Annotated in this window: 11 protein-coding genes; all 11 read right to left on the reverse strand. The window is 33.5% G+C overall.

From position 1 onward, the window contains the following. Positions 1–3 precede the first annotated feature (3 nt). The 11 genes from MOV50_RS06110 to MOV50_RS06160 all read right to left on the reverse strand — a co-directional run bounded on the left by MOV50_RS06110 (position 4) and on the right by MOV50_RS06160 (position 13681). Positions 4–501: a YajQ family cyclic di-GMP-binding protein gene (locus tag MOV50_RS06110; protein ID WP_321779512.1), complete on the reverse strand. Its 498-nt coding sequence runs from the start codon at positions 499–501 to the stop codon at positions 4–6. Between the two features lie 69 nt (positions 502–570). Then, positions 571–1272: a succinate dehydrogenase/fumarate reductase iron-sulfur subunit gene (locus MOV50_RS06115; protein WP_321779513.1), complete on the reverse strand. Its 702-nt coding sequence runs from the start codon at positions 1270–1272 to the stop codon at positions 571–573. Next, positions 1269–2801: an FAD-binding protein gene (locus MOV50_RS06120; protein ID WP_321779514.1), complete on the reverse strand. Its 1533-nt coding sequence runs from the start codon at positions 2799–2801 to the stop codon at positions 1269–1271. The genes MOV50_RS06115 and MOV50_RS06120 overlap by 4 nt, the downstream gene beginning before the upstream one ends. After that, positions 2788–5391 (reverse strand): ABC transporter substrate-binding protein, encoded by a 2604-nt coding sequence (locus MOV50_RS06125; protein WP_321779515.1) that lies wholly within the window; start codon positions 5389–5391, stop codon positions 2788–2790. Before MOV50_RS06125 ends, MOV50_RS06120 begins: the two co-directional genes overlap by 14 nt. Before the next feature lie 6 nt (positions 5392–5397). Beyond that, positions 5398–5802: a YqaA family protein gene (locus MOV50_RS06130; protein ID WP_321779516.1), complete on the reverse strand. Its 405-nt coding sequence runs from the start codon at positions 5800–5802 to the stop codon at positions 5398–5400. A 5-nt stretch (positions 5803–5807) separates the two neighbouring features. Continuing rightward, positions 5808–6734, reverse strand: coding sequence for a D-2-hydroxyacid dehydrogenase (locus MOV50_RS06135; protein ID WP_321779517.1), 927 nt, complete (start codon positions 6732–6734; stop codon positions 5808–5810). 8 nt (positions 6735–6742) lie between these two features. Then, positions 6743–7906, reverse strand: coding sequence for a formate-dependent phosphoribosylglycinamide formyltransferase (gene purT / locus MOV50_RS06140; protein ID WP_321779518.1), 1164 nt, complete (start codon positions 7904–7906; stop codon positions 6743–6745). Between the two features lie 93 nt (positions 7907–7999). Beyond that, on the reverse strand, positions 8000–10129 hold the full coding sequence (flgE, locus tag MOV50_RS06145) for a flagellar hook protein FlgE (protein ID WP_321779519.1): 2130 nt from the start codon (positions 10127–10129) through the stop codon (positions 8000–8002). Positions 10130–10213: 84 nt separating this feature from the next. Continuing rightward, positions 10214–11473, reverse strand: coding sequence for a flagellar hook-basal body complex protein (locus MOV50_RS06150; protein ID WP_321779520.1), 1260 nt, complete (start codon positions 11471–11473; stop codon positions 10214–10216). A 17-nt stretch (positions 11474–11490) separates the two neighbouring features. Next, entirely contained in the window at positions 11491–12186 is a 696-nt protein-coding gene (locus tag MOV50_RS06155) for a flagellar hook capping FlgD N-terminal domain-containing protein (protein WP_321779521.1), read from the reverse strand. 10 nt (positions 12187–12196) lie between these two features. Next, complete coding sequence (locus MOV50_RS06160; protein WP_321779522.1) at positions 12197–13681, reverse strand: flagellar hook-length control protein FliK; 1485 nt, start codon at positions 13679–13681, stop codon at positions 12197–12199. Between the last annotated feature and the right edge of the window lie 13 nt (positions 13682–13694).

A 13694-nucleotide genomic window follows, 5' to 3' on the forward strand; every position in this document is an offset into this window, starting at 1 on the left:
CTATTACCTCATATTTTCAAAAACAAGTGGTGCTTCCCACTCACCTGAACGAATCTCTGCCATTACTTTTTGCAAGTCATCAAGATTCTTGCCCTTAACTCTTATAGCATCTCCTTCTATTTGAGCGTTCACCTTTAACTTCATCTTCTTTATCTCTGCTGTTATTTTTTTAGCTTCTTTAGACTCTATATAATCAACAACCTTAAAGGTCATTTTTCTATTGTTTCCAGAAGAATCTTCAACTTTCAACTCTTCTAAAACTTTTGAAGAGAGTCCTTGTTTTAAAAATTTTGCTACAACTATATCTTTTAAAGCATCAAGTTTATTATCACTAGATGCTATTAGAATAAGCGTTTTAGCTTTTTCGTTATATGTAACTTCATATGTAGTTCCCTTAAAATCGTAGCGATTAGCAACTTCTCTATCTACCATATTTATAGCATTTTTAAAATTTTGCATATCTATTTTTGCACTAATATCAAATGAGTGTTCTTTTGCCACAGTAATTCCTTAATTTTATTTCATAACAGTTTTTATTATTATAACATATTACTAAGTTTGTTAGTCGTTTTAAAAACTAGGACTTCCATCAAAAGAGCCAAAACTACCAAAAGAAGCAAAACTTGGGTCAGTGTATCCTAACATCATAGACTTTGAACGAAGTTTTTCTATATCTGCTTTACTTGAAATATCTTGTGGACAAACAAGCGTACATTCATTACAAAGCGTACAATCCCAGATACCATTTTTCTGCAAGGCATCTATCTTAGAAACCTCATCATTATCTCTAACATCACTCACATATCTCCAAACTTTTGTTAGTGAGAATGGTCCTAAAAACTCTGGATTTACTTCATACACGGGACAAGCACTATAACAAGAACCACATAAAATACAGTCACTTTGAATCTCATTTATTTTTTCATTTTCTTGAGTTGGTTTTACATCTGAAAGAAATGGATTTTGCCAAGCTTTTGCTTTTTTGTTAAACTCGTACGCCTTGTCCATATTCACAACTAAGTCACGAATTACTAAAGAGTTTTTAAGTGGTTCTATAAAATCATCTTCTTGTATTTTATATGAACAAGCTAAAACTTCTCTACCATTGACACGCATGGCGCAACTTCCACAAACACTACTTCTACATCCACTAGCAAAACTTAAACTTGCGTCTTGAGTCGTTTTTATCTTTTGTAAAACTTCTAAAAGAGTGGCATTTTGCATCTGTACTTCGTACTCTACTTTAGTTTGTCTTTGTATAAAAATCTTCATTTTAGCCCTCCATCTTCATATGGAAAATCTACTCTAAAATGAGCACCTCTACTCTCTTTTCTACTCATGGCACCAACTAAAATTAACTTAGCTATCTCTAACATATTTTTAAATTCTAAAAATTCTATAAGATTTGTATTATAAGTTTGTGAGTCATCTTCTACTCCCATTTTTGGAAGTTGCGATATGTACTCCTCAACTTCACTTAAAACCTCTTGGAGTCCTTTTTTATCTCTTGAAATACCAACATTTTTATAAAAAGAATTTCCTAGTTTTTCCTTTATCTCATAAAAATTTATCTCTATTTTTTTATGAAAACTTTCAAGTTTTATCTCTTTTTTATACTCTTGTGAAAGAGCAACATCTCTGTCATATTTAGCAGCATTTTCTCCCGCTTGTTTTCCAAAAACAATTAACTCCAAAAGAGAGTTTCCTCCAAGTCGATTTGCTCCATGGACTCTATGATTAGCACACTCTCCAACTGCAAATAAACCTTTTATGTTAGTCATAGAGTTTTTATCTACCACTATGCCTCCCATGGTATAGTGAGCTACTGGTTTTATAGGGATTAAATCATATACTGGGTCAATATTTTCATAAAATTTTGCTAACTTTCTCTCTTGTGGCAACTCTTCATCTATAAATTCTTCTCCCAAATGACGAATATCTAAAAAAATATCTTCACCTTTAGAAATCTCATCATTGATAGCTCTAGCTACCTCATCGCGAGGTAAAAGTTCATCTACAAACCTTTCATTTTTTGAATTTAGTAGATGCCCACCAGCACCTCTAGCACTCTCAGAAATCAAAATAGCTGTGTTTTTCAAAGCTGTTGGATGAAACTGCACAAATTCCATATCACTGACTTTAGCTCCTGCTCTTATTGCACTTGCTATTCCATCACCTGTCGTAGAAGTTGAGTTTGTAGAGAACTTGTCATAGATGCGACTATATCCACCTGTTGCTATTATGACTGATTTACTTTGGTATTGTTCTTGGATGCCGCTGCGTATATTTAAAATATTTGCTCCACTCACACCATTGGCATCTACACAAACATCAAGCAAATATCTCTCATTTAAAATCTCTATATCCAAACCAAGACAAACATCATAAAGTGTATGAAGAATTTTTAGTCCCGTATAGTCTTGGGCGTAACAAGCACGAGGGGCAGATGCGCCGCCTAGTGTTCTTTGTGCTATTTTTGCATCTTTAGTTCGTGAAAAACATACACCAAGTTTGTCTAACCATTCAACTGCTTCTTTTGCATTTTCACATAAAAATCTTACTGCTTCTTCGTTTGCCAAACCATGAGCAGATTTTAAAGTATTTTGTACATGTGCCTCAACACTATCATCTCCAGCATTACCAAAAGCCGCATTTATGCCACCCTGAGCCATACAAGTTTGACTTCTTGTTGCATACTCTTTTGTGACAATCACAACCTTAGCACCTTTTTTGTGAGCGTTTATTGCACTTACCAAACCTGCGCCTCCTGCGCCTATAATTAAAACATCACACTGTATCAATATTTTCTTTTTCCTCTATTTTAATTTTTATAGTAAAAACCGCTCCATTTTCACTATTTTTTACATCAATACTTCCATCTAGATGCTCTTGAATAATTTTTTTAGACATATAAAGTCCTAAGCCTGTTCCATTTTTTTCCATTTTTGTCGAAAAATACGGATCAAACACTTTGGATATTATTGATTCATCTATTCCACCTGCATTATCACTTATCTCTAAAGTGAAAAAATCATTTTCTTCATAGCTTTTAACTTTGATTTTTTTATCTTGTATATTATTTTGTTCCAGCTGTTCTCTTGCGTTGTTTAAAATATTTAACACCACTTGCATAAATTCATTTTCATAAAGTTTTACAAAACTTTTTGCATCTAGACTTAAAGTCACATCTATTGCACAATTTACCAAATTATCCTCTATCAAACGACATGCTTTTACAATAGCTGCATCAACATTTAAAATTTTTGATTTTTTATCTGATTTATAATAGTCTGAAAAATCTGAAATAATCTGGCTTAAATTTTGAGTATATGCGCCTATCTTATCAAGTTTTTTATCTAAAAATTTTATAAATTCTTCTCTTTGTATCTTATCATCTAAATCATACTTTTCTAACTCTAATGTCATCTTTAATGCTATTTGAGTGCTTGAAATTGCTCCTAAAGGTTGTTTCCACTGATGTGCTATCATACTTAACATCTCTCCCATTTGGGCAAGTCTTGACTGGTGTAGCATATAAGCATCTTTTTTTACTATCTCTTGGACTGTATTTTCAACCTTTGTTTCTAAGGATGCATTTAATTCGCTAAGCTTATTTTGCAATTCTTCAAGTTCAAAATTTTTCTTCTTTAAAAGATATTGTCTATATAAAAATATAGCACCAGCGATAAATATAAATATAAGAAGTTTTTTTACACCTTCGTACTCTTTTTGTGTTGTATAATTTATAGAAACCCACTCTTTTAAAATCTTTTGAATATCTCTTGCTTCAAGGCTCAGCGCTACTTTTTCAAATATTGAAAAAAGTATCTTATCTTCTTTTATAACACCAAAACTGCTTGTCACACTATCATCAAATCGCCCAGAAATCTTTAAATCAAGCTTTGAATATTCTTGCATATAGTAAGCAGCAACCATCATAACATCTATAAAACCATAGTATTCTCCACTTTCTACTCCTTTATACGCTTCAGCTCTTGAAGAAACTAAATTTAATTTAATTTTTGGATATTTTAAAAGTAAATTTTCTACATACGAATTTCCCTCTACTACTACAAATTCTTTGTCTAAAACTGTCTGTATGTCTAATATATAATTTTGCGAATTGTTTGTCACAACAACAAGTGGATCATGGTGATACGAGGTTGTAAAATTAAGATATTTTCTTCTTGATGGAGTTGGTTCTACAATAGGAAGTAAATCGCACTCGCCTTTTTTTGATTTTTCTAAAGACTGTTGCCAAGTACCTGTTTTAACAAGTTTAAATGATACTCCTAAGCTTTTCTTTGCAATATTTAAAATGCCTGAGCCAATGCCAATAAACTTACCATCAACAACTCCGCTGTATGGTAAATAATCTGGCGGGACACAAACTCTTATCTCTTTTTTATTTTTAAGATACTCTTTTTCTTTGGCAGTTAAAAAAATCGAATGATTATCAAAAATAAAAGTAGATACATCTAGCTCATATTTTGTTAATCCCATTATTTTATAAACATCAAAAATTCTTATGATTTTTTTCTGCGTGATTGTTCCTAACTCTTGCTCATTTGCGTATGCTAGTTTTTTTAACTCTTTTGCCTCAAATTTTAGCGCATCTAAGGTTTTATTCTGAGTATTGTATTTTTCATATATGATTTTTACGGCTTCATCGATATGCTCAAAAGCGTATCTCCACCCCTTTAGTGAAGCCTCTTTAAAAGCATCTACTCTTAAGGGATTTCTTTGTGCCTCTTTCTCAGATGTAAATAAAATATCGCTATAAAAATCAAAACCAACTTTTTTTGGAGAAAATATTTTATACGCTATGCCTCTTTTTTCTAAAATATATGGTTCATTTGAGATATAACCTGCATATAAATCAATCTTTCCATCTATAAACTCTTCAAGATCAAAATTATGCTCTTTAAAAGTCATATCACTTTCACTAACTCCATTTGAAAGAATCATGGCATGTATAGATGCCGTTTCAACAACATTTTTTATAAGCATGAGTTTTTTACCTACAAAATCTTTAATACCTTTTATATTTGATGACTCTAGAGCTAAAAGGGTAAAGGGTGAAGACTGAAAGATAGCAGATAACAAAACTATCTCTTTACCTCTTGAGCGTTCTCGTATAAGACTTGAACGACCTACTCCATAAGTAGCGCGAGAACTTAAAACTTCTTCAATTGTATTCATTGAATACTTAAATCTTTTAATCTCTACATCAAGTCCCACATCTTTATAATAACCTTTTTCTTTTGCCATATAATAACCAGCAAATTGAAACTGGTCTAACCAAACAAGTTGCAGTGATACTTTGTCTAAAGGCTTTTGTGCAGCAGATAAAGACAAAAAAACTATTAATAACAGGGTAAAATATTTCATGGTAGATTATACCACAAGTGTTAAAAAGTAGTACCTTAGCACTCTAAGTGTTCCTGCAATTATAACAAACCAAACAAACTTCAAACGCACAAGACCACTAACAAAAGTTAAAGGATCACCAATGATTGGAAGCCAAGAGAGTAAAAGTGCGAAGTACCCATACTTATGTCCATACTCTAAACTTTTTGTTCCGATTTTAGATGTTAGTAGTTTGTTTTTTGTTTTATCATAAAGTAAATATCCAAGCCAGTAGTTCAAACATATGGCTAAAACATTTCCAATAGATGCAACTATTACTGCTCTGCTTGGAGGCATATCAGATGCCAAAGCACTCACAAAAGCTAGTTCTGAAGAAAAAGGGAGAATCGTTGCCGCTAAAAAAGCAGCTAAAAAAAGAGCTACTTCAACCATAATGACTAAAGATTTTCTTCTTCTATATTTTGAACTATTGATGCAATAAGGGTAGCCCTGGCCTCTATAGATGCCCAAGCGATATGAGGAGTGATATATAGATTTTCTTTATTTTTAACACTTAAAAGTTTATGATTTTTACTCATAGGCTCTTTACTTAAAACATCTAAAGCAAAAGAGATGTTTCTTTCATCAATGATTTTAACAATAGCGTCTTCATTCACGATACCCCCACGCCCAAGGTTTAAAACAACTGCTCCATCTTTACATATTAACAACTGTTCATAGTCTAAAAGATTGTTTGTCTGCTCGTTTAAAGGTGCGTGAATAGAGATTATGTCACAAGTTTTCAAAAGTGCATCTAGCTCAACTCTTTTGTATGGCTGTGAATTGTTTTTTCCACTTGTTGAGTAGTAAAGAACTTCAGCTCCAAAAGCAGATGCTATACTTGCAACACCTTGACCAATATTTCCAAGTCCAATAATTCCCCATTTTTTATTTTTAATCTCAAAAAATGACTTTGATACATTTGTAAAAATAGGACTTTTTGAATAGTCTTCATTTTTTACATATTCATCATAATATCTTGAACTTCCAAGTAGATAAAAAAGCATAGAAAAGGTATGTTGTATAACTGAAGCGGTTGAGTAGCCTGCTACATTTTTTACTTTTATATTTCTATTTTTTGCACTCGCTAAGTCTATATTATTCATGCCAGTAGCTGCTACACAGATAAGCTTTAAACTTAGTGCATCTTTCATGTGAGCATCTGTTATAACAACTTTGTTTGTTACTATAACATCTGCATCTGTTATACGCTCTTGCACTTGCTGGGGAGATGTTGTTTTATAAACTTTTACATCGCCAAGATTATCAAAAGCATTTAAATTTGTTTCGCCAAAAGTTAAGGCATCTAAAAGGACTATATTCATTTTTTCTCCTAAGCGTCAGTTATTTTTTCTATAAGCTCACGAGATTGTTTCAACGCACTTTGTGCTTCACCAAAGACAAGAGCAACAGCCAAGCGTCTGCCCTCATGTGCTTCAGGTTTTGAGAAAACTCGTACAAAGGAGTTCTCACTAAAAAGACTATCATCTACATCCACAACAGGAGCATAGTTATGCTTTGTTGTTTTAAAAGCGGCAGATGCCCCATCTCCATAAAATGTAAAACCTAAAGGAAGTCCTAAAACTGCTCTCATATGAAGAGCAAATTCACTTTGAGATTGAGTTATTAGAGTTACCATTCCTGTATCATGAGGACGAGGACTTACTTCACTAAAATATACTTCATCACCTTTGATAAATAGCTCAACGCCAAAAAGACCACGACCACCAAGCCCGTCTGTGATAGTTTTTGCCATCTCCTCTGCGCGTTGTTTTGCAATTTCACTCATTTGCATCGGTTGCCATGAAAAAACATAATCTCCATCTTTTTGCTCATGCCCTATTGGCTCACAAAAAACTGTTTCTTCTCCATTTCTAACAGTTAGCAAAGTTATTTCATAATCAAAATCAACAAAAGCTTCAACTATTAACTCACTAGCATCCCCTCTTGCTTCTTTTGCTATCTCCCAAGATTTACCTACATCTTCTTCACATTTAAGAACACTTTGTCCATGTCCAGAAGAACTCATAATTGGCTTAATTACGCAAGGGTAACCCATACGCTTAGATGCTTCTCTAAGTCCTTCCTCGGTTGAAACAAACTCGTAAGGACCTGTTTGAAGACCTAAAACTTCAGCAGCAAAAGTACGAATATTTTTTCTATTCATAGTTTTACTAACTGCAGATGCATTTGGTATAACATTGTAACCTTTATCTTCGGCAGCAAACAAAGCATCTATACTAAGAGCTTCTATTTCTGGTAAAATATAATCAGGTTTTTCACGATATATGATTTCTAAAAGAGCATCTTTATCTTGCATATTTACAACATAAGAGCGATGTGCTACATGGTGTGCGGGAGCATTTTGATATCTATCAACTGCTATAACTTCAAGACCTAGCCTTTGAGCTTCAATAGCGACTTCTTTTCCAAGTTCACCAGAACCTAGTAACATTACTTTTTTTGAGTTTGATTTAAGGGGAGCGGAGAATTGCATATAACTTCCTAATGTAAAATATTAGAAGAATTATATCGTAAAATTTGTTTGCAAGAGAGTTCCACCTCTCTCGAGGTGTAACTAGTCTTTTACTTAGTTTTTCAACCCAATTAAGGTCTGAAGAAGTTGATCAGAAGTGGTAATTGTTTTACCATTTGCTTGGAAACCTCTTTGAATGATGATTAACTGAGTCAACGCTCGTGAAAGATCAACATTTGAAGCTTCAAGAGCAGCAGCTTGAATAAAACCACGACCTGCCGTTGCAGCTGTTCCAATAATAGGATCACCTGAATTGGCTGTTTGAATAAAGATATTTCCACCTTCTACTGATAAACCTTCATTGTTTGTAAACTTTGCCATACCAATTTGAGCTAGACCAAACGAACGACCATTTGAAAATGAACCAACTAAAGTACCACTTTGATCAATACGAATACCAATTAAATCTCCACCAGTAAAACCATCTTGAGAGATTCCAGAGGTTGCTGACTTAGAGTCAAAACTTGTCATTCCATCAAAAGAATTTGCAGTACCAAAGCTTAAATTTACTTGTTGGTCTGGCGCAGAACCATTATTTCCTGAAAAAGAAATATTTGGAGGGTTATAAGTTGCTAGAGAACCGTCATTGTTAAAACGAATAGAACCTATTTTTTCATTAAATGGTGCGATTGTGTCAATTGTCGCTGGGACAGGAACACTTACTCGCATATCCCATGTACTACCAGTTGAAATATCAAGTTGAGTTTTTCTAAATTCCATTCTAAGAGTATGCTTTGAACCCAACGAATCAAAAAGATCTATTGAACTAGAATGTGTAGCTGCATTAAAACTTTGAGAAAAAGCTTGTCCTCCACTAGCTTTAGTAAGAGTAGAATTTAAAGCTTCCATATTTCTCGTAAATCTAGTATTTGCAATTATAACTGCACCTGATGTTTTATTTCTATATGCTGTAATTTTAAGATTTATATCAAAATCATCAACACCATTATTTGGGTTTTTAACAACAAATTTTCCAGCGTCATTAACTTCAACCGTAATACCATTGGTTAAGGTACCACCACTAATAAAACCTTGATTCCTAGCTTCATCTTCCATCCATTTTCTCAAATCTGCCATGGATGTAAAAGTTTTATCTCCGCCGGCAATATTAGTAGCCGAAGATTTATTATACTGATATCTATGCGCAGTAACATTGGTGCCTGACGCCAACCCTGAACCAGTAGCAACAACAAAATCTATATTATGAGAAGCTGTACCTGAACCATTTAAATTAACAAATGTTATTTCATTAGCAGCATTTACTGAAGCTTTAACGCCCGTTATTGCAATTTTTGCATTAATTGCATTTACATAATTATTTGCTGTCTCTGCTACCGTTGCTCCTGCAGCTGCTGTAATTTGCACAGCATTACCAGGGATCCCCAGTTCTGGGTCTACATTAAAAGTTACATCTAATGCTGTATTAGCTACAACTGTTCCTGCTGTTAATTTTGAGCTTAAGAATGAAACCCAAACTCCCTGATCTTCTTGAATAGAAAAAGCTTTTCCTACTCCATTAAACATTACACCTATATTTCCTGCAGAAATTGCATTTCCATTTGCGTCAACAGCCGCTGGTTGAACATTTGTGCTTCCTGAACTTATTTGATAAGCTGGAGAAAAACTCTGAACGAGTGGACCAGAGTTTAAATTTGCTTTTAAAACGACCTCTTGTGTTGCGCTTGCTGGGGTTGTTAATCCTGGAGGAATATTAATATTTGTAATTGGTGCCGTTGCGTTAACTTTACCAGTTGATGAATCACGCAACCAACCTTGAACGATAAATCCATTATTATCCACAAAGTTTCCCCTTGCATCAAATTTGAAGTCACCTGCACGAGTATATTTATATGTGTTTCCTCCATCTGGAGAAACTATATAAAAACCATCTCCTTGAATTGCAACATCTGTGTTTTTATCGGAATTTTGAACTGAACCTTGTGAAAAAATACGAGTCATTGAAGAAACAGTAGAGCCAAGTCCAACTTGAACAGGATTTTTACCACCTAACGCTCCCTGAGGAGCCGTTGAAATAGCCCTTGTTTGAGCAAGGAGATCTGAAAAATTTGCACGAGAGTATTTAAAACCTACTGTATTTACATTAGCAATATTATTTGCTTCTACATCCATTGCCACTTGATGCGATTGTAGTCCGGATACACCGGAGAATAATGATTTAAGCATCTTCTATCCTTTATTTAACTATCTAAAAAAGATAGTATTAGTAAAGAATATATAGCATTTAGTGTGCCAACTTTAAACTGCTTATTAAGCGTCCATTTGCAATGCTTTTTGCATCATTTGATCAGCTGTTGTTATTGATTTTGAATTTGCATCATAAGAGCGTTGAAGGATTATAAGCTCGGTTAAAGCATTCGTCATAGTCACATTTGAGCCTTCAAGGTTGAAGTTTACTATATCTGTTCCTATAATATTTTTACCATTTGCATCTTTATAAAATATTGGTGCGCCACTGTTACTTCCTTCAAAAAATCTTACTCCACTTGCGCGTTCAAGTCCTTGCTCATTTCTAAAATGATAAACAGCAATTCGACCAACACTACTTTGTAAGCCATTTGTAAAAGTTGCAATAACTTCTCCATTTTTATTTACACTATAACCTCTTAAATCACCGCCTTGTGTTCCATCTGATACAGAAGAGGCACTAATTGGTAAGCTTGTTATAGCTGTTACACCATCAAATCCACTTCCTAAATCAATAGCAACACTCGCACCATTGTTATCAATATTTGTTAAGGTAGTGTTTATCAAAGCACCGCTTGAATCAAAGTTTGCAACACCAAGCTTGGTGTCATAGATAGTAGTTCCATCTAAAGTTTGAGTTGTAGCTTTTACATCCCATTGGCTTCCCGGTGGTGTTTGTACAGCCTTTTTTGTAAACTCTAACCTCAAATGATTCTTATTGTTTTGTGGGTCAACTACACCGGCACCAATCGTTCTTACTTTTGAATCAAAACCTATATTTCCAATAAATTTTGCCTTAGTAGATGCTTCTGCTGGATAAGTTAAACTCTTTGGAAAACGAAGTTTTTGCTGAGAAGCAACTTCTCCAAGAGGAACTTCTGCTAAAATTTTTGTAAGTACATTATCTTTACTAATATTTCCACCCATCGTTCCAAGAACATAATATCCATCTGGTGTCACCAAGTCACTTTCTCTATCAAAAGTAAAGTTACCTGCACGAGTATACTGTACATCTGCTTCACCTTGAACACCAAACCAACCATTACCAATAATCGCTAAGTCTGTACTTCTTTCTGATAAAATAATCACACCCTTATCTCTATTCATTGTAGATGTAGCTACTTTAACACCAGAACCTATAGAAGAAGTCACTACTGAAGTGGCTGCTGTATTCATAGACTCTTCAAACATAGAAGAAAACTCTACATTATATCCACGAAAACCAACAGTTGAAATATTTGCTATATTATTTGAAAGGATATCTATTCCTGTCTGATTAGATTGTAAACCAGATATTCCTGTATAAAAAGCTTGAGTCATCATAACGAACTCCTTTATATTTAATAAATTTCTTTTATCTTATTTAATGGGACATAGTTTGAACCGAGTTTAACTTGTACATCACCATTTTCAAACCTTACAGCTGTTATCGGATAAGTTCCAAGTCTTGTAGTTTGAGCTTCTCCCTTTGGATTCTTATAACTAACAGTCACATAATATATTCCACTTTCAGCAGCAGCTCCACTTTTAAGTTTACCATCCCAATCAAACTTATACACACCAGAAGCCTTTTTATCTAAGACTTTACCATCTTTATCCTTCATGTCAATAGGCATAGTAGCAATTATTTTACCTTTACTATCTAGAATTTCTACAGTACCAACTTTTATCTCTTGTGGAAAATAAACTTCAAATGTACTTGTAGAACTTTTTTTATGTCCAATAGCATTGCTCCCTAAATCTGCTGTTTTACCAATCGCTGCAACTGATGAAAAGTTTTGTGAGGACTTTAAAGAAGCTGCTAAACTTGCTAAAGCTTTATTGGTATTTGCTGATGCTTCTAAGGTTGCTAGCTGAGAAGTCTGCGTTAAAATAGTTTGACTATCCATAGGCTCTGTCGGGTCCTGATGCTGGAGCTGGACTAAGAGAAGTTTCATAAAATCATCTTTACCTAAAATACCTTTATTTTCAACTTTTTTATTAGCATTCACTTCACCATTTGTTGCTAGGTTTTGACCTACTGAATTAATAGCCATTTCATATCCTTTATACGTAGTTAGGAACTACAATTTCTAAAGAGCTTAAAACCTCTTCATTTGTTTCTTCATTATCATAATAGTTATATTCTTCATCAGCTTTTCGCTCATTTTGGCGGCTTTGCTGTTGTTGTGAAGCTTGTTGTTCTCCATTTTGTGAAGAGTTATTAAAGTTTAATGTAGCATTATTTATTCCATTATTAGCAAGCTGAACTTTTAAATCATTTACATTCATCGAGAGAGTATTTATCGCTGCATTGTTTGAGCTAATATTTACATGCAAATTTTTACCTCTTTGCACTATTGTTAAATCAACCTCTCCAAGTTTTTGTGGGTTTAGTTGAATCTTGATTCTAGTAAATGGAGATTTATAATCTTCTATCGCCGTTTTTACATCAGCAGAAATATACTTAATCATTTGCTTTGCTTCATTTAACTTTACTTCAAAACTATCTGATTTATGAGTTGTAAGAGCATCTGTTTTTGTAGTAGTTGAGGATGCCTCATGTTTTTCACCATGAAGTAATGCTTCTAATGACCTTGTTGTTTCACTTGGAGCAATTACTCTAGCAGTTGCCACAGAAAAATCAGCAGTCATTGAACTATGAAATGGTTTTTCGCCACGAAGAAGTAGCTTTAAAGTATCATCTGCTTTTTCTTTTGGTGTTTTTACTTCCATCTTAAACTGCTTTACTTGAACTATTTGCTCTGTTGTATGCTCTTTTGTATCTTGTGCTTTAAAAAGTAAAGTTGGTTTTACTTCTTGGGTACTTTTACTTACTACTTGTTTTTTATCTTCTACAACATTATCTTGTTGAGTATTTGTTTGAGCCTTTATTGCTTTTGAACTCTGAATTTCAAATTTAGCACTTGGTACAATCTCTGTTTTTTGCACCTTTGTAGTTTTATCATCTACAACGTGTTGCTCTTTAGTGTCTGTAATTTTTACTTCTTTAGCATCTATCTCTCTAACTTTCATATCACTTTTTAAGTTGATATTTTTTATTACTCTTATTTCTTCCATACTAATTTTAGAAATATCAATCCCAATTTTTTGAGCTAAAGTTGCTAAACCTTTAAGAGTTCTCGGAAGGTTTTGTAAATCTAATTTTTTATAACCCTCACTATTAATGATTTTAGATTTTAAGTACTCTTTAGCATCTGCAATTAAAATTTTCAACTCTTTTGAGCTTAAATTATGCATCAATTTTGGATTTAATTCTACAATCTCTTTAGTTTGTGTTTTGGACAAGTCATCATTTTTTAACAAAGAAAGAAGGGTATCTTCTTGTTTAGTTGATTTTAAAGTGACTTTTATTTCTTTTTCTTCTTTTGCTAAAGATAAAACCAAAGCTCCATTTTGAATTACTTTGTCATCTTTCTTACCAGCTCCTCTAAGTAGCTCTGAAAAAGATAGTGTCGGCTCTTCATCTGGAGTAGCTAAACTTAAAGGGGAAGATGGAGTTACATCAGTTTTTGTTTCTAATGAAATCATCTTTTGCTCCTTG

Source organism: Sulfurimonas sp. (genome assembly GCF_029027585.1).
In the GTDB taxonomy this organism is placed as follows: domain Bacteria; phylum Campylobacterota; class Campylobacteria; order Campylobacterales; family Sulfurimonadaceae; genus Sulfurimonas.